This window comes from Caballeronia sp. S22, assembly GCF_964261745.1.
Taxonomy (GTDB): Bacteria; Pseudomonadota; Gammaproteobacteria; order Burkholderiales; family Burkholderiaceae; genus Caballeronia; species Caballeronia jiangsuensis.
Genome location: NZ_OZ180035.1, coordinates 2,159,255 through 2,177,804, shown reverse-complemented (window position 1 = coordinate 2,177,804; position 18,550 = coordinate 2,159,255). Strand labels below are relative to the sequence as shown.

The window sequence follows — 18,550 nt, the reverse complement described above, 5'->3', positions numbered from 1 at the left end:
GCAGGACACAAAGGAGCCGACCGATGACGATGACCGACAGCCTCGCCGTGCCGCCGAACGAAATCGAGCTGACGGCCGTGCGCGCGCAAGGCGCGGGCGGTCAGAATGTCAACAAGGTGTCGAGCGCGATCCATCTGCGTTTCGACATCCGCGCGTCGTCGCTGCCGGAGCACATCAAGGATCGCCTGCTCGCGCTCACCGACAGCCGCGTCACGCGCGAGGGCGTGATCGTCATCAAGGCGCAGGAGCATCGCACGCAGGACATGAATCGCGCGGCGGCGCTGGCGCGGCTGGATGAGCTCATTCGGAGCGTCGCCGTCACGCGGCGCAAGCGGATCGCGACGAAGCCGACGCGCGCATCGCAACGACGTCGCGTGGAGGGGAAGGTGAAGCGTGGCGCGATCAAGGCGGGAAGAGGGCCGGTGCGGGGGGATTGAGTTGGGCAGCCTTGTTGCGGGTTCGGGTGCGCATCGATACGTGGGGCGGGAAAGTATGACTTCAGGACATCGCGGCCGATCATCGAAGCAGCGAGATCTGGATAGATCAGTGCGTGATGCGCCGAGGCCAGGTCATGCGTGTCCTTCCAGTGGTCGAACAGCCGACGACCGTGTAGATAAGCGTCTTTTATCTCGCATTCCAGATTAGCGGAGGAAGCTGTGCCGGAGTAGTTCGGTGCTGAACCAATTCGCTTGAATCACAAGCTTGTCAGAATGCGCGAGTCTCTTGTCGGCGATCTCAGGCGAGGGCCAAGGGCGGCTGGCAAGCATGGCCAACGTGCGTGTGACCGCGGGCCTGAACGAGCTGCTTTCTTTGGTTACTTTCTTTGCAGCAGCAAAGAAAGTGACTGCCGCCCCGCACAGGGGCAATGCTAATAGACCGACACGAACACAAGGTTCCCCAAAACCTCAAGGCGCAAGCTTACGCCGCCCAACAAACGGCACACGCTTCACGGCACCGGTAGCAAGCGCAGTCCCTGCAAGCACGATCCCACACCCCGCGATCATCGCAATCGACACATGTTCGCCGAGAAACACCGCGCCCCACAGAATGCCGAAGAGCGGAATGACAAAGGTGACGGTCATCGCGCGGGCGGGCCCCGCGACCGCGACCAGATGGAAATAGATGAAGTACGCGACGCCCGTGCAGCCGATCCCGAGCGCGAGCACTGCGCCCCACGCATGCGCTGAAACCGGCACGGCGGGCCAGGTGAGAAACGCGATCGGCGCGAGCGTGAGGGTCGCGCCGATCATGCTGCCGGCGGCGTTGGTCATCGCGTCGACGTTCATCAGATACTTCTTCGCGAAGTTCCCCGCGACGCCATAAAGCGCCGATGCCGCGAGCGCCGCAGCCGCCGCGAGCATGCCCTGCACCGGCAAAGCGGCATCATGCCCGCCATGATCCGGCGCGATCTGATTCCACACCAGCACGAGCACGCCCGCGAAGCCGATCGCCATGCCGATCGAGCGTGCCGTCGTCAGGCGGTCCCTGAGCCACAGGAAAGCGACGAGCGCGCCGAAGAGCGGCGTCGTCGCATTGATGACGGACGTCGCGCCTGCCGAAAGCGTCAGCTCGGCATACGCGAAGAGACAGAACGGCGCGGCGGAGTTGAGAATGCCGACGGCGAGCAACTGAAGCCAGCGCGTGCGCAGCGTCTTGACGGTGGCGGGAACGGACGGCGCGCAAGCAGCATCGCGACCAGAAACACCGCGCCGATACCCACGCGCAAGGCCATCAGCGGTGCGACGCCGAACTCGGCCACGCCGACGCGGATAAAGAGAAACGATGCGCCCCACAGGGCGGCGAGCACGATCAGTTGCAGCAGATTGGCGGGTGACATGGCGAGGCGGACTTCGGGATGCTGATTGAAAGTCCGCGCATGTTAGCACCGCGCCTGTATCGATAGAACGCCCGCCGAACGAAAGCGCAAGAAGCGGGAGAAGCGCGCCCGATTTTCAGTGCGGCGGAATCATCCAGGTGAGAACGTTCTGCTGCAGCCACACGAGCACGCCGAGCACGATCGTGAGCAGGATCGAATGCTTGAAGGTGCGCACGAAGACGACACCTTCCTTGCCCTTGAGCTCGGTCGTCGCCACGCCGGTCGAGATGTTCTGCGGCGAGATCATCTTGCCCATCACGCCGCCCGACGAGTTGGTTGCCGCCATGAGCACCGGATTCAGGTTCAGCTGATTCGCCGCGACCACCTGCAGATTGCCGAAGAGCGCGTTGCCCGACGTGTCGCTGCCGGAGAGGAACACGGCCACCCAGCCGAGGAACGCGGACACGAGCGGGAAGAACGGCCCGACCGACGCCACGCCCAGACCCAGCGTGTAGTTCATGCCCGAATAGTTCATCAGATACGCAAGACCGACGATCGTCGCGACCGTGAGAATGGCGATGCGCGTCTGCACCCACGTATCCGCGATCGCCGCGCCGTACTCGCGCGCGGGCAGCTTCACGAGCAGCGCCGTGATGATCGACGCCACCAGGATCGCGGTGCCGGTCGCGAGCGGCTGGAAGTCCCAGATCGCGCCGTACGGCTGGTTATAGAGCGTGATATAGACAGCCTTGTCGAGGCCGGGCCACGGAACCTTGACGTCGCCGATCAGGAAAATCTTGAGCACCGTCCACACGATCACCACCACCGACACGACGATCCACGGCACCCAGCCGTGGCCGCCCGAAAGCGTCGCGCCTGTGTTGCCGAGGCGCTCGACGTTCACGGCGAAGCGCTCGTCGGCGACGGGCTTCCACACGCGCAGGAACGCGATCGTCAGAATCAGCGAGACGAGCGACGAAAGCACGTCGGTCAGCGCATAGCTGATGTAGTTCGACGTCACGAACTGCGTGAGCGCGAACGCGCCGCCGGAGACGAGCAGCACGGGCCACACGCGCATCATGTTGCGAAAGCCCGCGTAAATGCCGATCACGTAAAACGGCAGGAAGAACGCGAAGAACGGCAACTGGCGGCCGACCATTTTCGCGAGCGCATCGGTCGGCAGGTGCGTGACCGCGCCGAGCACGGTGATCGGCACGCCGAGCGCGCCGAACGCGACCGGCGCCGTGTTGAAGATCAGCGTGAAGGTGAGCGCTTCGAGCGTCGGGAAACCGAGCAGAATCAAGAGCGAGCTCGTGATCGCGATCGGCGTGCCAAAACCAGAGATCCCTTCGAGGAGCGCGCCGAACGAGAAGCCGATCACGACGAGCACGATGCGCCGGTCGTTCGGGAGGTTATCGACCATCCACAGGCGAAACGCCTCGAAACGCCCCGAGCGTTGCGCGACGTTGTAGAGCAGGATCGCGGCGAAGACGATCCACATGACCGGCCATAGCGCGAACACGGCGCCGGCCGCGACCGAATCGAGCGCGAGCGCGACCGGGAAATGCCAGCCCGCCACGGCGATGACGAGCGCGAGTATCAAGCCCGCGAGCGATGCCTGCCACGCGGGGCGGCGCGCCCAGCCCAGCAGCACGAGCACGAGGATGATCGGCAGCGCGGCGACTATGAACGATGCGAACAGGGAATTGGCGATCGGGGTGAGTAGCTGGTGGAACATCGGGTCTCCTTCTCTCTGTCATGAGCCGAAGCGGCGCGAAGCGAAGCCGCGATGCGCGTGGAGTTCGATGTTAAGCAGTAGCCGGCCGCGGGCTTAAGCAAACGCATAACGCGCACACTAAGAATAGGGCGCGAACGGCCTGCGTCAAGGCGTGAATGCCCGCCCATTGCGGCATCGGCGTGGCGGGACGCGCCGCTAGCGGGCGCGTCGTCGAAGCGGGAGCAGCGCGGAAGTGGAGAGCGTCAGCCCTTGGCGACCGCGTCCGGCGCGCGTTCGTCATGGCGGACAGATGGCGTCTGACGGAACACCCACACGGTCAGAAGGCCGAGCGAGGCGAGCATCCACAGCAGGAAAAACATAAAGGCCATCATGTCCGATCCCCCGATACGGAAAGTGCGCCAGCGATGCGCGCGAGGTTTGCTACCTGGGTCGCCGTTGCGACGTGTCAAATAGGGGAGCTATGTAGCCAGAACTGTGCCAATCGTCTGGCGAAATGTGCCGAAGCCTTGTCGGATAAGGAAAGTGTCCCGGCGCACAGTTGCGTAATGTGCGCGTAAGTCCGCGAGCCGATCAGAAAATGTTGCAGCTTTGTTACGCAGGCGTGCGCCGGACGGCTTTTCTGTGTCATCCGACGCGATCGCGACACGGCGCTCAGTGTCCGTGGCCGCCGCCTCCGCCACCGTGCCAGCTACTGCCGCCACCGTGCCAGCCGCCTCCGCCGCCGTGCCATCCGCCGTTGCCGTGCCAACCGCCGCCGTGCCATCCGTGACCCCAGCAGCAACCGCCGCCGCCCCAGTAGCCGAAGCCGATCGAGACCGCCGGATAGCCGTAGCCATATCCATAGCCGTAATACGCCGGATATCCCGCATACGGATAGTACGGATACGGATAGGGGTACGGATAGGTCTGGTAGTAGTCGGAATAGGGCGAGCCGACGGCGTACTCGTACTGCGGCGGCAGCGTGGCAGGCGAGGCCGCTACCGCCGCCCCCGATGCGGGAACGACGAACTCACGCTGCGCGTAGGTCGCACTCGTGACGGGATAGGGTGGATAAGCCGGATACCCGTAAGGGTAATAGCACCCGCTGAGAAGCAGCCCGGCGGCGAGCGCGGCGGCGGCCGTCTTGGGTCCGGGAATAAAGGCGGAAATCATGATGCTGCTCCTTGCGCTACGGCTTGCCGGACTCTTCTATCGATGAAAATCGAACGGTCCGTTAGAAACAGCTTAGACGAACGATGGCGCGCAGGCGTCCGATGTCATGTGACAAAGCATTACCGAAACGCCTTTCTGTAACAAACATGAAACAGCGAATCGGTTTAACGCGGCGAAGCGCAACGCTTCGCCGCCTAAAACGGCCACCTCCTTACTTGCCGACCTGATTGCCGATAACGCCGCCGACCGCAGCGCCGCCCAACGTCGAAAGCGCACTGCCGCCGATTACCGCTCCGCCGGCCGCGCCCACGCCTGCGCCGATCGCGGTATCCCGTTGACGCGTGGTCATGTCGCTGCAAGCGGTCAATCCTCCCAGAAACGCGATGACCATTGCAGCGGCGCCGATCTGTTTGATGTTTTTCATGTCGACTCTCCAATTCGATGATGAGATGAATCGGCTCCGGTTCACACGCGGCTACGCGAGCCGCGCAGTGACCGTTTTCGGCGTCGACCAACAAGGGCCGCCATGTTTTCGCCGGTTCGTTCGCTTTTCCAGCAGGAAAAGTGCCCGAATCGTCCGATGAACCGCTCATCCAGACGCGACAAGACTTTGCGCCCGATTGCGATAAAAAAACGGCCTGCCGCACGCGCTGTGCGACAGGCCGTTGTCAGCCAAAAACAAGCATCAAGTCGGCTGGTAAATCTCCGAGCCCTTCTTGACGAACTCGATCGCCTTCGTCTCCATGCCCTTCGCGAGCGCCTCGTGTTCGCTCACGCCTTGCTTCGCGGCGAAATCGCGGACGTCCTGCGTGATTTTCATCGAGCAGAAATGCGGGCCGCACATCGAGCAGAAGTGCGCGACCTTGGCCGAATCCTTCGGCAGGGTTTCGTCGTGGAATTCGCGCGCCTTGTCGGGATCGAGGCCGAGGTTGAACTGGTCCTCCCAGCGGAACTCAAAGCGCGCTTTCGACAGCGCGTTGTCGCGAACCTGCGCGCCCGGATGACCCTTCGCCAGATCCGCCGCGTGCGCCGCCAGCTTGTAGGTGATGATGCCTACCTTGACGTCGTCCTTGTTCGGCAGGCCGAGGTGCTCCTTCGGCGTGACGTAGCAGAGCATCGCGGTGCCGAACCAGCCGATCATCGCCGCACCGATACCCGACGTGATGTGGTCGTATCCCGGCGCGATGTCCGTCGTGAGCGGCCCGAGCGTGTAGAACGGCGCTTCGTCGCACCATTCCAGTTGCAGGTCCATGTTCTCCTTGATGAGCTGCATCGGCACGTGGCCGGGGCCTTCGATCATCACCTGCACGTCATGCTTCCACGCGATCTGCGTCAGTTCGCCGAGCGTCTTGAGTTCGCCGAGCTGCGCTTCGTCGTTGGCGTCGTAGATGGAGCCGGGGCGCAGGCCATCGCCGAGCGAGAACGAGACATCGTATTGCTTCATGATTTCGCAGATGTCTTCGAAGTGCTCGTAGATGAAGCTTTCCTTGTGATGTGCGAGGCACCACTTCGCCATGATCGAGCCGCCGCGCGACACGATGCCCGTCATGCGGTTGGCGGTCAGCGGCACGTATTGCAGGCGCACGCCCGCGTGAATCGTGAAGTAATCGACGCCCTGTTCCGCCTGCTCGATCAACGTGTCGCGGAAGATTTCCCACGTCAGGTCCTCGGCCTTGCCGTTGACCTTTTCGAGCGCCTGATAGATCGGCACCGTGCCGATCGGCACCGGCGAATTGCGGATGATCCACTCGCGCGTTTCGTGGATGTGCTTGCCCGTCGAGAGATCCATGACCGTGTCGCCGCCCCAGCGGATCGCCCACGTCATCTTGTCGACTTCCTCGCCGATGGAGGAGGTCACCGCCGAATTGCCGATGTTCGCGTTGATCTTCACGAGGAAGTTGCGGCCGATGATCATCGGCTCGCTTTCCGGGTGATTGATGTTCGCCGGGATGATCGCGCGGCCGCGCGCCACTTCCTCGCGCACGAACTCGGGCGTGATTTCCTTTGCCGCGTCCTTGCCGAACGCCGCCGCGCCAAAGGCCTGTCCGGGATGCTGACGGCCCATCATTGCGGCGAGCTTTTCGCCGTTCGGACCGCTCTGCTTCAGGCTTTCGAGATATTCCGCGCGCCGCTGGTTTTCGCGGATCGCGATGTACTCCATTTCGGGCGTGATGATGCCTTGCCGTGCGTAGTGCATCTGCGAGACGTTCTTGCCGGCCAGCGCGCGGCGCGGATGGCGATGCAGGTCGGGAAAGCGCAGTTCGGCCGTCTTAGGATCGGCGGCGCGCTCGCGGCCGAATTCGCTCGACAGTCCGTCGAGCTGTTCGGTGTCGGCTCGTGCTTCGATCCATTGCGCGCGCACGGCGGGCAGACCCGCGCGGATGTCGATGTTCGCGTCGGGATCGGTGTACGGGCCCGAGGTGTCGTACACGTACACCGGCGGGTTCTTCTCTGCCCCGAAGCCGTCGGGGGTGTCCGATTGCGTGATCTCGCGCATCGGCACGCGGATGTCGGGCGTCGAGCCGGTCACGTAGACCTTGCGCGAGTTCGGTAGTGGCGCGATGGCGGCGGCATCGACGACGGCATTCTCGGACAGGAACTTCGGGTTGGCATTCATGTGCTGTCTCTCCTGTAGGGATGGTTTATTGCCGAAGCACGACGACGCACACACAAACGCAGTCGAGCTCGGCTGATTCAGGAGCTAAACAGGGAGGAACGAGATGGAAAGGTACGGGTCCGGAAGAAGTGGCTGGATGCTGCAAACCATGGAACCCGAACGCTTCCCTGCGCTGGCATTATCCAGATCAGGTTCAAAGGGTATTTCTCACCCACGCCACACGAAGCGATTTCGTCGATAGAACCGATCGAGATCGCGATGTGCAACGCAGGACCCCCGCGTTAGCAGCCGACACGTTACACCGCGGCGTGGCGTCTTGGCAACCATTCGTAAAGTTGTGCAAACGCGTTCCGTGCTTACTGCATAATGTCGGGCGCCGCGGACTCTCGGGGTTTTCCCGAGGATCGCGCGGTCTCTCCTCGCGCAATCGCACTTCTTTCGTCCCGTCATGCCGTTCAGTCTGGTAGTCGCCGCAGCGTATTTCCCTGTTCCTTTTGCAGTTATCCGGCGCGCAGCCGTCGCGGAGTAATGCATGTCCGCTTTGCCGCCGCCGCGCCTGCCGTTCAGTTTCCCCGACCGTTTTCCGTTTCGCGCGCCGCGCTCGTTCAAAGGGCAGGTCGCGCTTGCGCTGGCCGTCGTTTATCTCGTGTGGGGCTCGACGTATCTCGGGATTCATTTGTCGCTCGAGTCGCTTCCGCCGCTCATGCTCGGCGGTTTGCGCAATCTGTGCGCTGGTGTCGGGCTGTTCGTGATCGCCGTGCATCGCAAGGCGGTGTGGCCTAGCGCGCGGGAAGTGCGCAATGCGGCGATCGTCGGCACATTGCTGGAGGGTTTGTCGAGCGGGATGATGGCCTACGGCATGCGCACGGTGGGAACCGGCACGGCCGCGGTGATGGTGGCCACCGTACCGCTCTTCGCGACGATCTTCACCGCGTTGAGCGGGCGCGGCGTCGCCAGGGGCGAATGGTTCGCGGTGGCGCTGGGTCTCATCGGCATCGTGCTCTTGAATCACGGCGATCCTTCTCCGAGTTCGACCGTCGGCACGCTGGCGATTCTGTGTGCCGCGATTTTCTGGGCGGGCGGCGCGCATCTGGCGACGCGTCTGCCGCAGCCTTCGGATCTGCTGATGTCGACGGCTTTGCAAATCGGGCTCGGCGGATTGATCGCGACGGGTATCGCGCTGGCGGCGGGCGAGCGGGTGACGCATATGAGCGTCGGTGCGGGATTTTCATTTATTTATCTCGTGGTGATCGGATCGATGGCGGCGTATGTCGCGTATAACTTTCTGATTCGGAATACGAGCACGATCGTCGCGACGAGTTGTCTTTATGTGAATCCGGTCGTTGCGGTATTGCTGGGGGCGCTGCTGCTCGGGGAAATCATCACGCAATGGACTGTTATCGCGACGGTCGTGATTTTGCTTTCGGTCGGGCTTTCGTTTTGGTTTGATTATCGGCGGCGTGGGTTGGCTTAGCGCTGGTGGTGAACTGACGCGAAACGGCTTTCATCCCGTTCCAGTTCCGCGAGCACGCGTGCCAGCACTCCTTCCCAGTCGCCACACGTTTTCTGGTTGAAGATCCGCATGCTCGGATACCACGGCGTATCTTCACGATCGCGCATCCAGCGCCAGCAGCCCTGATGCCGATTGAGCAGCCATACGCGCTTGCCCATTGCGCCAGCGAGATGCGCTATGGATGTGTCCACACAGATCACGAGATCCAGCGATGCGACGAGCGCGGCGGTATCGGCGAAATCGTCGATCTCGTTCATCCAGTCGACGATATGGGCGCGCTGCCGGCGTTGCAGTTTCTTCTCGTCGTTCACTGGCTTCTGCAAACTGATCCAGAGCGCATGCGGCCAGGAGATGAGCGCGTCGATTTTGTCGACCGGCATGCTTCGTCTCGCATCCACTTCCGGCAGCAGCCCGCCGCCGGCCCATGCAAGACCGATACGCGGCCGTGCCGCGTTTTGCAGGCCGGCGAGCTGTTTCGACCAGCGCTGCGCTGCGCGCGGTTCCGCGTGCAAGTACGGAATCGCGGCCGGGACGGAGTCGGCATCCGTGTCGAACGCCATCGGCAGTGACAGCAGCGGGCTGTACATGTCCCACTGTCGCAAATCGACTCGCGTCGCATCGAGGTACACGAACTTCGATGACGTCGAACCGAAAGCGCGGCTCAACAGGCGTCGAAGAGGTTCGGGGCCGGCAAAGCCCACCTGGGAGAAACGCTCCATCGCCATCGGGATATACCGGCAGAAGTGAAGCGTGTCACCCAGCCCGTGCTCGTGCAGTATCAGCAGACGATCCCGATCTGCTCGCGTGCTTTCGCCTTTCCATTGAGGCATCGGCAGGTTCGGGGGATTGATCTTCGAATCGCCACGCTCATCCAGAAACGTGGACCATCGATGTTCGAAATGCGGCCACGCGTCCCTGTATCGACCCGACGCGAGCAACGCGTGACCGAGGTTGCCATGAGCTACCGGATTCGCCGGTTGGATCGCCAGCGCATGATGGAGTTGCTCGACGGCCGCGTCGAGCTGGCCAAGCGCTCTTAAGGACACACCGAGATTGTTATGCGCCTCGACATGACCGGGGTTGAGATCGATCACCTCTCGATATACCGCAGCCGCTTCCGCAAAGCGCAAATCCAATTGCAGCGCACGGCCGAGGTTATAGAGCAGGATGCTCCTATCGATGTCCGGGCGCCCTTGCGCTGCGATTTCGAGTGCGGTTCGTGCGCTTTCGGCGGCGCGGGCGAATGCGCCCAGGTGCGTCTGAATCACGCTGAGCGTATTAAGGAAGACCGGATTCGGCGAACGCTCGATTGCTTTCAGAGCCCAGCGTTGCGCGTCTTTTGCATCGTCAAGCGCAAGCACGGTGATACCACGCAAATGGAGCACATCCGCGTTATCCGATTCGATGCTCAGACATCGTTCACTCCAAAACACAGCGCCTTGCCATTGGCCAGCGTTATAGCAATCGACCGCCTGCTTATATATCGACTGAAAATCATCCTGCATCCCTGAAACGACTCCGAATGTTTTGCGAACCACGTCACCGATTCTATCGATCGGTTTCGATTTGCCACTCGCCAGATTGGAAAATTGAGTGTTTCTATCGTGGGATTTGCAGCCGTGTCGTCGTGCCGAACTTGCCGCTCGTACCTTCCCGAAGCAATCCTCTAACGAAACCAAAGCCTTATCCCACAAGGCTTCGCGGCCCAATCACGTGCTCACGCACCGATCAGGGGCACGTCGATTGCTCAATGCGAACGCCCGTTCCGCTAAGTCTTCGAAATCAACTTCGTCGCAAGCGGGGAGGGAAGGTCAACAAGGGAGAGTCTCAGGCCGAGCATTACGCACACGCGCCACGGACTCGAATAGAAAAGAACCAGAGAAAAAGGTGGAACCATGAAGCTCATCCGCACCGCTGCCGCGCTCGCCGCCGTCGCCGCTTTGCTCTCCGCTTGCGGCGGAAGCTCCGACGATGTCGGCAAGGAAATCGGCGTCACGCCGGCGCAGGTCCATTTCATTCACGCGATTCCGAGCGGCCCGAACGTCGACTTCTACGACAACGCCAAGATCCTGCAGCCGAATCTCGCCTACAAGGCGGTGACCAACTTCGCGAACATCGACACGGGCCAGCACAGCTTCTCGTACGCGGCCGTCAACACGACGACGCAACTCGCCACCGACACGAGCATCTCGAACGCCGCGAAAGGGCATGAGTACACGGTGATCGCGCTGCCTGACGCGGGCTTCCTGCCGTCGATCGCGGTCATCGACGATCCGTTCGACAAGGGCTTGCTGTCGAGCAGCGCGCGCGTGCGCGCTTTCAACGCGTCGACGAACGCGCCGAACCTCGATATCTATCTCGTCGCGCCGGGGACGAACATCGCGAGCGTCAGTCCGACGATGGCGGGCGTCGCCTACAAGAACGCCGTGCCCGCGACGACGCAGGATTCCATCTATGTCTCGGGCGGCACGTACCAGTTGATCGCGACGCTGCCGGGCACGAAGACGCCGGTCTACACATCGGCCTCGTTCACGCTCGTCAACAACGCGGACTGGCTCGTGACGACGTTGCCTTCAGGCAATGCGGTCTCGCAACTCGTGCCGGAGAAGATCCGTATGCTGGTCGCGCAGGGCGGCAACACGCAGCAACCGGCGCTGGAACTGCCCGACACGCAATAACGACGAGCGCCTGAAGCAACGAAACCCGGCCGCGCAGCATCGGCCGGGTTTTTTGCGTTTGGCGCGCGCCAACGTCGACGCAAAAAAAATCCCGCCACGCGAACGTGGCGGGAAGACAGGGTCCTACATCAACGCTATGGAACGCCTGAGCGCGCGCGCCGCAACGATGTGGCGCCCGTCGCCCGTTACTTGTGCTCCTCGGCGGAATTCGAAATGGCCTGACCGCCCTTCGAAATGTCCTGGCCAGCGCCCGAGACGGTGTTGCAGCCCGCGAGAGCCGCCGTGCCTGCAATCAGCAGTAGAGCGATGAGTCGAGTCATGTTTATTCCCCTTGGAGTTGAAATGCGTGACTGGAATCGGGTTCGCGCATCATGTCTGGTGACGGACCTCTTCGACGCCCCGCATACCGGTGTGAACAATCATAAAAAAATCGGTCGGTCTCAGGCTGTAGGCACGGCTGCGATTATGCTGTCGGCGGTGTCTGCATTCGGTGTCGGCATCGTCCTACGCGGAAGGCGCGACGATGGGCGCATCGACACTGCGCTCACGCGGCATCGACACGCTGATCGACGTGCCATGCGGCGACGCGCGCTCGATCTCGAAGCGCCCGCCGCGCGCCGAGACGCGCTGGCGCATCCCGACAAGCCCATGCGTCTGCGTGCGCTTGAGATCCTGCGGCCGGATGCCGATGCCGTCGTCGATGATCGAGAGCGACACGTTCTCTTCATCGACGTCGAGCGTCACGCGGATGCGGCTCGCATGCGCGTACTTCGCCGCGTTGGTCAGCGTCTCCTGCGCGACGCGAAAGAGCGCGATTTCGATCGCCTCGCCGAGCTTCACGTCGTCGCCCGGCAGATCGAACTCGACGCTCCAGCCGTTGCGTTGCGCGGCTTCGTCGGCAAGCGAGCGCAGCGCGGTCACGAGGCCGAAGCTGGCGAGCACGGTCGGCCGCATGTCCTCGATGATGCGTCGCTTCAACGCGATGCCCTGATCCAGATTGCCGAGTGCGCGCGCGAGTTTCTCGGCCATCGCAGGTTCCGTGTTCTTGAGCTTGCCGCGCACCCACGCGACATCCATCTTGCTCGCGGTGAGGATCGAGCCGAGTTCGTCGTGCAGTTCGCGCGCAAGCTCCGTCTTCTCGTTTTCGCTGACCGATTGCAAGTGCCAGGCGAGCGCTTCGAGTTGACGCGTGCGCGCGAACACGAGCTGATCGAGCTCTTCCTGCTGCGTGATGAGCGCCTTCTGCACGCGCGCCTGCTTGTCGAGCTGAATGCCCAGATTGCGAAAGAGCAGGATGAACAACACGATATTGAGCGCGCACAACGCGCCGACACAAAGCGTCGAGATGCGCTGATCGGCGCGGCTCGCGTCGAGCGCGTGCTGCGCGCGTTGTTCCTCGTTCAGTCGCAGGAGCGATAGCGCCGCGTCGAGCGTCGCGCTCGTGTCGGGCGGCGGCGCCAGCGTGCGATTGCGTGCGGCGGCGTCGGTCGGCGGGTCGGCGAAGCGCACCGTGCCTTGCGCGATTTCATCGTCGGCGGCGGCGCGGATCTGCGCGAAGCTCGCGAGCGCGGTGTCGTCGCCGATACGACGGTAGTACGCATCGAGCCACGCCAGCGTGCGCCGCACGCGCGCCGCCGTCTCCCTGAAGTGCGTTGGAAACGCATCGTCCGCTTTCAGCGCGAAGCCGCGCTCGTCGGCGGTGAGCGTGGCGATATCGGCGGCGAGCATCGAAAGCTGCGCGGTCGCGCCCTTCGCTTCGAGCGCGGTTTCGTATTCCGACGCGATGCGCATGCGTCCCGATTCCAGAATGATCAACCCGCCCACGGTAATGACGATCGCGACCGTCATCGCGACCGCCCAGCTATAGCGGCGCATCCAGTCGTTGAAACGCGCCGCGCGGCGCGCGATGCCGGCCGGCGCGGGCGGCGTGGACGCTTTCGGCATGGCGGGCTCGTCGGCTGCGAAGAGGGGCGGGTCGTCGGGCAGGATCGCGGCTCGCGGTACGTGGCTCATGGTGTCGGTGGTGCGGCGTTTCACTTAAGGCAGCCGATTTGAAAGCGGGTGTCGGTGGATTCCCACAGCAAAAAAGGAGCCTACCCGAATGCGCCGCGTGGCGGGCATGGCTAGCATGGTTCCGTCATTCATTCTTTACGGGGAACGATCATGCTGAAGTGGGCCTTGTTTTTCGCGATCGTGGCCGTGATCGCCGGGGTGCTGGGCTTTACGGGCGTGGCTGCGGGCGCCGCGGCCATCGCCAAGTTCCTGTTCGTGCTCTTCCTGATCCTGTGCGTCGTGTTCCTGGTGCTGGGCTTCGTCGTCACGAAAAAAGCCATCGATTAGCGGCGCTTGCGTCCGCTCGCCAGAACGTTCTCAACTACTTAGGAAGGAGCTCACATGCTTCACTACGCTGCTGTCTTCTTCGTCATCGCCATCATCGCCGCCGTGTTCGGCTTCACGGGTATCGCGGCCGGCGCGGCGGAAATCGCGAAGATTCTTTTCTTCATTTTTCTCGTCGTGTTCGTGGTCACCTTGCTGCTTGGCGTGTTCCGCACATGACGCCCGCATCACGGCGAAAGCCATGAGCCATCAAGCCGCGCGCGGGACTTACGACCGTCGCGCGGCTTTTTCGAGGGGCAGGCATGGTGCATGCATCGGAGCCTCTGATTGGATAGCAGGGTTCTATGCACGCGGCATTTGCGAGGGCCTGCTCCAGCGAACAGTCATCTCACCCCGTACAGAGGAGCGAACCAAATGTCCAAATCGTCTGCTGTAAAAGCCGAGTCGAACCAGTCCTCGGGCGCTTTTGTCCTCGATGTCGAAAAAATTCGCGCCGATGCGCGTCAGCACATGGACGAAGGCGCGGTGACGGAGGGCTACGGCGCCGACCGCGAGACGGTCCTGAAGCTGCTCAACGACTCGCTCGCCACCGAAATCGTCTGCACGCTGCGCTACAAGCGTCATTACTTCATGGCGAAGGGCATTCACTCGGAAGCCGTCGCACAGGAGTTCCTGGAGCACGCGAACGAGGAACAGGAGCACGCCGACACGCTCGCCGAACGCATCGTGCAACTGGGCGGCGCACCGAATTTCGCGCCTGACGGCCTGTCGTCGCGCTCGCATTCCGAGTACAACGAAGGCAAGGATCTGATCGACATGATCCGCGAGAATCTGATCGCCGAGCGCATCGCGATCGATACGTACCGCGAGATCATCCGCTATCTCGGCGACAAGGACGTCACGACGCGCCGCATCTTCGAGGACATTCTGGCCGTCGAGGAAGAGCACGCCGACGACATGGCGGATCTGCTGGAAGGCCGTAACGGCTAAAGGGCGACGCGGCCGGATACGCTGCGGGCGTGTCCGGCGGTTTGCATGAAATGACCGATCAACTACTACAAGAGCGTCCGGCAGCGCGGACGACGCGAATGATTCGAGTCTTGATAGCCGACGACCACGCGATCGTGCGCAGCGGATTCAGGCAGTTCGTCGTGGACGAGCCCGACATGGAAGTCGCGGGCGAGGCCGCAACCGGCGACGAAGCCATCGCGCTCGTGCGCGCGCAGGCGTTCGACGTCGTGCTGCTCGACATCGCGATGCCGGACAAGAACGGCGTCGACACCTTGCGCGTGATCAAGCAGATCCGCCCGGAGCAGGGCGTGCTGATGCTCTCGGGTTTTCCGGAGAGCCAGTACGCGATCAACCTGCTGAAGGCGGGCGCGAACGGCTATCTGAACAAGGACGCAGCGCCCGACGAGATCGTGCGCGCGATCCGTACTGTGGCGCGCGGACATCGCTATCTGTCCGAGTTCATCGCGGATGCGCTTGCCGACAAGCTCGACAAGCCCGCCGCCGAACGGCCGCACGAACTGCTGTCGGAGCGCGAGTTCCAGATTTTCTGCAAGCTCGCGGGCGGGCGGATTCCGACGGAAATCGCGCAGGAACTGCATCTTTCGGTGAAGACGGTGAGCACGTATCGCGCGCGCGTGCTCGAAAAAATGCGGCTTTCCAATAACGCCGATCTCACGTATTACGCGATCAAGAATGGCCTGATCGAATAGCGGCGCATGGTTTGAAATCCGCGAGCACTGCCGGAGGGCGCCCGACGTGGGCAATCACATCACCACTGACGACCGAAGCGGGCAGCCGGGCGCGCGGCGCACGCCGCTCGCGGTGCTGTTGATCGAGGACTCGCCGCTGATCCGCCGCAGCCTGACCGAGGCGATCGATGCGCTCGGGCCGTGGCGCGTGAGCGCGTTCGCCGATGCGCCGGACGATGCGATCGCGTTGCTGTCGGCGCAGGCGTTCGACGCGGTGATCGTCGACTTGCAACTGAAGCGCGGCTCGGGCATCGACGTGCTCGCGTGGCTCGAGGAATGCGGCGCGGCGCGCTCGCCGGGCGCGTTCGTCGCGGTGCTCACGAATCACGCGCTGCCGACGTATCGCGAGCGTTGCCTGCAATACGGCGTGCGCCACTTCTTCGACAAGTCGCTCGAATTCGATCGCGTGCTCGACGCGTTGTGCGACTACGCACGCGAGCGCACCTGAATCCGCTATCGCTTATCGCGCCCGCGCCAGTGGCTGAAGCCCGCGAGACCCGTCGCCGCGAGACCGGCGAGACAGACGCCCGTCCAGCCCATCGCCTGCCACGCGAGCGACGCGACCGCTGATCCCAGCGCCCCGCCGATGAAATAAGCGACCATGTAGACCGTGTTCACGCGGCTGCGCGCCTCGGGCTTGAGCGCGTAGATGCGCGACTGGTTCGAAATCTGTGCGGCCTGCACGCCGACGTCGAGCACGATCACGCCGACGACGAGCCCCGCGATGCTCTTCGCCGAAAACGCGAACACCACGAACGACAGCGCGACGAGCCCGATGCACAGCGAGATGACGGCGCGCGGGCCGCGCTTGTCGGCGGATTTTCCGGCGAGCGGCGCGGCGAGCGCGCCTGCCGCACCGACGATGCCGAAAAGCCCCGCCGCCTGCGGACCCATATGAAACGGCTCGCCCGCGAGCAGCAGCGTGAGCACCGACCAGAAGATGCTGAACGCGGCGAAGAGCGCGCCGCCGGTAAACGACGCCTCGCGCAGCGCACGGTTTTCGGCTGCGAGATGCCACATCGAGCCGAGCAGTTTGCCGTAGGTGAGCGTCGAGGTCGGCCGGCTCTTCGGCAGCCGCGCGATCACGACGACCGCCAGCGCGATCGTCGCGAGCACGGAGGCGCCGAACACGGCCCGCCAGCCGAAGTACTGCGCGACGAAGCCCGATACCGTGCGCGCGAGCAGGATGCCGAGCAGGAGCCCGCTCATCACCGTGCCGACGGCGTGGCCGCGTTCAGCGGCGGGCGCGAGTTCGGCGGCGAAGGGCACGGCTTGCTGCGCGATCGTCGATACGATGCCGATCGCGAGACTCGCCGCGATCAGGACGGCGAGCGTCGGCGCGCTCGCCGCGGCCACGAGCGATACGCCGAGCGCCGCGAGTTGCAGCAGGATCAAAAGACGCCGGTCGAAGCGGTCGCCGAGCGGCGCGAGCACGAGCATGCCGACCGCGTAGCCGAGCTGCGTCGAGGCGGGCACCGCGCCGATCAGCCGGGCGTCGCCGGGAAAGCTCGCGCGGAAATCGCCGAGCAGCGGCTGATTGAAATAGATGTTTGCGACCGAGACGCCCGCGATGGTCGCGAGCAGCCACAGCGTGGCGCGCGAATAGTGCGGATGGCGCGCTGGAGGATTCGATTGCGGCGAATTGGGCATGAACCGAAGCCGATGAAGATCAGCCGCTGATCATACTGAAGACGCGCGGGTGCCGCAGCGCGCCGTTAGAAAGGCTGCGGGCCGCCGCCCTGATCGACGCTCATGCAATGCGTGACGAGGCCGAGATCGGCGCGCCACAGATGCAGCCCGAACGCGGGCGGCTCCATGACAAACGCCTCGGGGCCGTCGGGTTTCAGTTGCAGCGCCACCTGATGCGCGGTCGACGGCGCGCACCAGACGAGCGTGCCGCCGAACCGCGCGCCGATGGCCCGATGCACATGACCGCACACGATGCGCTCGACGTTCGGATGGCGGCGCACGAGCGCATCGAGCGCGCGGCTGTCGTCCGGCGCGAGGCGGATTTCGTCCATGAAGCCGATGCCGCATGCGATCGGCGGATGATGCATGCCGATGACGACGGGCCGGTCGCGGCAGGCGTCGAGCTGCGCTTCGAGCCAGGCGAGGCGCGCGGCGCACAGACGTCCGCCGCCCGAGCCGGGATCGAGCGTGTCGAGCGCGAGCACGCGGACATTGCCGACATCGAATGCGTATTGCACGAAGCCGTCGTGGCCCGCGAGTTCGGGACGATCGCCGAAGACCGTGCGCAGATTCGCGCGGTCGTCGTGATTGCCGACGATCACATGCCACGGCATCGCGAGCGTATCGAGCAGAGTGCGCAGATGCCGGTATTCGTCGATGCCGCCCGCATCGACGAGATCGCCCGTGACGAGCACGGCGTCGGGGCGAGGATCGAGCGCGTTGAGCAGGCCGATCGCGCGGGCGAGGAAAGCGGCGGTATCGACGCGGCCGTAGGCGAGCGTGCCTTGCGCCGTGATGTGCAGATCGCTGATCTGGGCGAGCAGCATGCGCGTGAATCTCCTCATCGCGGGCGGGTTAGAGGCTCAATCGTCGGATGCGGCGACGGGCGGCTTCGGCGCGAGTTTCGCGGGAACGAGCCACTGGAAGCCGGTCATCGACGTTTCGCTGAACGTGCATTCGGCCGCCGCGGGCACCTGCGCCGGCTTGGTGGCCGGCGGCTTCGGCGGATTCTGGATCGTGCCGTGCACGACCACCCGCGAGCCATGATAACTCGCGCCGGAGCCCGTGATTTTCAGCGGCGCGCTCGCGGCGTCGGGGTAATCCGCGCGCACCTTGTCTTTGCAGGCTTCGACGTTCTTGTAATAGGACGTGCAGCCGGCGAGAAAAGCGAGCGGAATCGTGAGCAAAACGAGCGGCAGATGGCGGATGCGATGGTTCATCGATGAATTCTGTCGGTGCCCGATGCCGCG

Annotated in this window: 19 protein-coding genes, 1 pseudogene and 1 riboswitch; of the genes and pseudogenes, 8 read left to right on the top strand and 12 right to left on the bottom strand. The window is 63.5% G+C overall.

Going from position 1 to position 18,550, the window contains the following annotated elements:
• Window positions 1-23 precede the first annotated feature (23 nt).
• The gene (gene arfB / locus ACEN42_RS10270; RefSeq protein WP_238210258.1) at window positions 24-437 is read left to right on the top strand and encodes an alternative ribosome rescue aminoacyl-tRNA hydrolase ArfB; all 414 of its coding nucleotides are present in this window, start codon (window positions 24-26) and stop codon (window positions 435-437) included.
• A 468-nt stretch (window positions 438-905) separates the two neighbouring features.
• Here the strand turns inward: arfB and ACEN42_RS10265 are convergent.
• The 6 genes and pseudogenes from ACEN42_RS10265 to thiC all read right to left on the bottom strand — a co-directional run bounded on the left by ACEN42_RS10265 (window position 906) and on the right by thiC (window position 7,323).
• Window positions 906-1,837 (bottom strand): annotated as a pseudogene (locus tag ACEN42_RS10265) (DMT family transporter).
• A 115-nt stretch (window positions 1,838-1,952) separates the two neighbouring features.
• Window positions 1,953-3,554 carry an L-lactate permease gene (locus ACEN42_RS10260; protein WP_187608971.1) on the bottom strand — a complete coding sequence of 534 codons (1,602 nt, stop codon included), beginning with the start codon at window positions 3,552-3,554 and terminating at the stop codon, window positions 1,953-1,955.
• 242 nt (window positions 3,555-3,796) lie between these two features.
• A complete protein-coding gene (locus ACEN42_RS10255; protein ID WP_273591704.1) occupies window positions 3,797-3,925 on the bottom strand; it encodes a hypothetical protein in 129 nt (42 codons plus the stop codon).
• Window positions 3,926-4,205: 280 nt separating this feature from the next.
• Window positions 4,206-4,706: a hypothetical protein gene (locus ACEN42_RS10250; protein ID WP_371879862.1), complete on the bottom strand. Its 501-nt coding sequence runs from the start codon at window positions 4,704-4,706 to the stop codon at window positions 4,206-4,208.
• Between the two features lie 211 nt (window positions 4,707-4,917).
• Window positions 4,918-5,097, bottom strand: coding sequence for a glycine zipper 2TM domain-containing protein (locus ACEN42_RS10245; protein WP_371881107.1), 180 nt, complete (start codon window positions 5,095-5,097; stop codon window positions 4,918-4,920).
• A gap of 294 nt (window positions 5,098-5,391) precedes the next feature.
• Entirely contained in the window at window positions 5,392-7,323 is a 1,932-nt protein-coding gene (thiC, locus tag ACEN42_RS10240; RefSeq protein WP_371879861.1) for a phosphomethylpyrimidine synthase ThiC, read from the bottom strand.
• 146 nt (window positions 7,324-7,469) lie between these two features.
• A riboswitch (TPP riboswitch) is annotated at window positions 7,470-7,611 on the bottom strand.
• 244 nt (window positions 7,612-7,855) lie between these two features.
• Between thiC and ACEN42_RS10235 the strand changes: the two genes are divergently transcribed.
• The gene (locus ACEN42_RS10235; RefSeq protein ID WP_371879860.1) at window positions 7,856-8,797 is read left to right on the top strand and encodes an EamA family transporter; all 942 of its coding nucleotides are present in this window, start codon (window positions 7,856-7,858) and stop codon (window positions 8,795-8,797) included.
• Here the strand turns inward: ACEN42_RS10235 and ACEN42_RS10230 are convergent.
• A complete protein-coding gene (locus ACEN42_RS10230) occupies window positions 8,794-10,545 on the bottom strand; it encodes a tetratricopeptide repeat protein (protein WP_371879859.1) in 1,752 nt (583 codons plus the stop codon). The two genes, ACEN42_RS10235 and ACEN42_RS10230, sit on opposite strands and share 4 nt — an antisense overlap.
• Before the next feature lie 186 nt (window positions 10,546-10,731).
• Between ACEN42_RS10230 and ACEN42_RS10225 the strand changes: the two genes are divergently transcribed.
• Window positions 10,732-11,514 carry a DUF4397 domain-containing protein gene (locus tag ACEN42_RS10225; protein WP_187608979.1) on the top strand — a complete coding sequence of 261 codons (783 nt, stop codon included), beginning with the start codon at window positions 10,732-10,734 and terminating at the stop codon, window positions 11,512-11,514.
• 185 nt (window positions 11,515-11,699) lie between these two features.
• Here the strand turns inward: ACEN42_RS10225 and ACEN42_RS10220 are convergent, their stop codons facing one another.
• On the bottom strand, window positions 11,700-11,834 hold the full coding sequence (locus tag ACEN42_RS10220; protein ID WP_016344885.1) for an entericidin A/B family lipoprotein: 135 nt from the start codon (window positions 11,832-11,834) through the stop codon (window positions 11,700-11,702).
• Between the two features lie 184 nt (window positions 11,835-12,018).
• Window positions 12,019-13,458, bottom strand: a complete 1,440-nt coding sequence (locus tag ACEN42_RS10215; protein ID WP_371879858.1) for a sensor histidine kinase — start codon at window positions 13,456-13,458, stop codon at window positions 12,019-12,021.
• 219 nt (window positions 13,459-13,677) lie between these two features.
• On the opposite strand from ACEN42_RS10215, the gene ACEN42_RS10210 reads away from it, so the two are divergent.
• The 5 genes from ACEN42_RS10210 to ACEN42_RS10190 all read left to right on the top strand — a co-directional run bounded on the left by ACEN42_RS10210 (window position 13,678) and on the right by ACEN42_RS10190 (window position 16,059).
• Window positions 13,678-13,854, top strand: coding sequence for a DUF1328 domain-containing protein (locus tag ACEN42_RS10210; protein ID WP_008350561.1), 177 nt, complete (start codon window positions 13,678-13,680; stop codon window positions 13,852-13,854).
• Window positions 13,855-13,908: 54 nt separating this feature from the next.
• Entirely contained in the window at window positions 13,909-14,070 is a 162-nt protein-coding gene (locus ACEN42_RS10205; protein ID WP_016344888.1) for a DUF1328 family protein, read from the top strand.
• A 195-nt stretch (window positions 14,071-14,265) separates the two neighbouring features.
• Window positions 14,266-14,841, top strand: coding sequence for a bacterioferritin (locus tag ACEN42_RS10200; RefSeq protein WP_035506403.1), 576 nt, complete (start codon window positions 14,266-14,268; stop codon window positions 14,839-14,841).
• 98 nt (window positions 14,842-14,939) lie between these two features.
• Window positions 14,940-15,572 carry a response regulator transcription factor gene (locus ACEN42_RS10195; protein ID WP_187608981.1) on the top strand — a complete coding sequence of 211 codons (633 nt, stop codon included), beginning with the start codon at window positions 14,940-14,942 and terminating at the stop codon, window positions 15,570-15,572.
• 46 nt (window positions 15,573-15,618) lie between these two features.
• Window positions 15,619-16,059 carry a response regulator gene (locus ACEN42_RS10190; RefSeq protein WP_238210270.1) on the top strand — a complete coding sequence of 147 codons (441 nt, stop codon included), beginning with the start codon at window positions 15,619-15,621 and terminating at the stop codon, window positions 16,057-16,059.
• Between the two features lie 5 nt (window positions 16,060-16,064).
• On the opposite strand, the gene ACEN42_RS10185 is transcribed toward ACEN42_RS10190, so the two are convergent.
• From ACEN42_RS10185 to ACEN42_RS10175, 3 genes are all read right to left on the bottom strand, one after another.
• On the bottom strand, window positions 16,065-17,261 hold the full coding sequence (locus ACEN42_RS10185) for an MFS transporter (protein WP_371879857.1): 1,197 nt from the start codon (window positions 17,259-17,261) through the stop codon (window positions 16,065-16,067).
• 65 nt (window positions 17,262-17,326) lie between these two features.
• The gene (locus ACEN42_RS10180; RefSeq protein WP_371879856.1) at window positions 17,327-18,127 is read right to left on the bottom strand and encodes a phosphodiesterase; all 801 of its coding nucleotides are present in this window, start codon (window positions 18,125-18,127) and stop codon (window positions 17,327-17,329) included.
• Between the two features lie 36 nt (window positions 18,128-18,163).
• Window positions 18,164-18,520: a hypothetical protein gene (locus ACEN42_RS10175; RefSeq protein ID WP_371879855.1), complete on the bottom strand. Its 357-nt coding sequence runs from the start codon at window positions 18,518-18,520 to the stop codon at window positions 18,164-18,166.
• Window positions 18,521-18,550: the final 30 nt, after the last annotated feature.

Bases quoted from the DNA above. Each gene is read 5' to 3' on its own strand.
- arfB (WP_238210258.1), top strand. From the start codon at position 24: ATGACGATGACCGACAGCCTCGCCGTGCCGCCGAACGAAATCGAGCTG.
- ACEN42_RS10260 (WP_187608971.1), bottom strand. From the start codon at position 3,554: ATGTTCCACCAGCTACTCACCCCGATCGCCAATTCCCTGTTCGCATCG.
- ACEN42_RS10255 (WP_273591704.1), bottom strand. From the start codon at position 3,925: ATGATGGCCTTTATGTTTTTCCTGCTGTGGATGCTCGCCTCGCTCGGC.
- ACEN42_RS10250 (WP_371879862.1), bottom strand. From the start codon at position 4,706: ATGATTTCCGCCTTTATTCCCGGACCCAAGACGGCCGCCGCCGCGCTC.
- ACEN42_RS10245 (WP_371881107.1), bottom strand. From the start codon at position 5,097: ATGGTCATCGCGTTTCTGGGAGGATTGACCGCTTGCAGCGACATGACC.
- thiC (WP_371879861.1), bottom strand. From the start codon at position 7,323: ATGAATGCCAACCCGAAGTTCCTGTCCGAGAATGCCGTCGTCGATGCC.
- ACEN42_RS10235 (WP_371879860.1), top strand. From the start codon at position 7,856: ATGTCCGCTTTGCCGCCGCCGCGCCTGCCGTTCAGTTTCCCCGACCGT.
- ACEN42_RS10225 (WP_187608979.1), top strand. From the start codon at position 10,732: ATGAAGCTCATCCGCACCGCTGCCGCGCTCGCCGCCGTCGCCGCTTTG.
- ACEN42_RS10220 (WP_016344885.1), bottom strand. From the start codon at position 11,834: ATGACTCGACTCATCGCTCTACTGCTGATTGCAGGCACGGCGGCTCTC.
- ACEN42_RS10215 (WP_371879858.1), bottom strand. From the start codon at position 13,458: ATGCCGAAAGCGTCCACGCCGCCCGCGCCGGCCGGCATCGCGCGCCGC.
- ACEN42_RS10210 (WP_008350561.1), top strand. From the start codon at position 13,678: ATGCTGAAGTGGGCCTTGTTTTTCGCGATCGTGGCCGTGATCGCCGGG.
- ACEN42_RS10205 (WP_016344888.1), top strand. From the start codon at position 13,909: ATGCTTCACTACGCTGCTGTCTTCTTCGTCATCGCCATCATCGCCGCC.
- ACEN42_RS10200 (WP_035506403.1), top strand. From the start codon at position 14,266: ATGTCCAAATCGTCTGCTGTAAAAGCCGAGTCGAACCAGTCCTCGGGC.
- ACEN42_RS10195 (WP_187608981.1), top strand. From the start codon at position 14,940: ATGATTCGAGTCTTGATAGCCGACGACCACGCGATCGTGCGCAGCGGA.
- ACEN42_RS10185 (WP_371879857.1), bottom strand. From the start codon at position 17,261: ATGCCCAATTCGCCGCAATCGAATCCTCCAGCGCGCCATCCGCACTAT.
- ACEN42_RS10180 (WP_371879856.1), bottom strand. From the start codon at position 18,127: ATGCTGCTCGCCCAGATCAGCGATCTGCACATCACGGCGCAAGGCACG.
- ACEN42_RS10175 (WP_371879855.1), bottom strand. From the start codon at position 18,520: ATGAACCATCGCATCCGCCATCTGCCGCTCGTTTTGCTCACGATTCCG.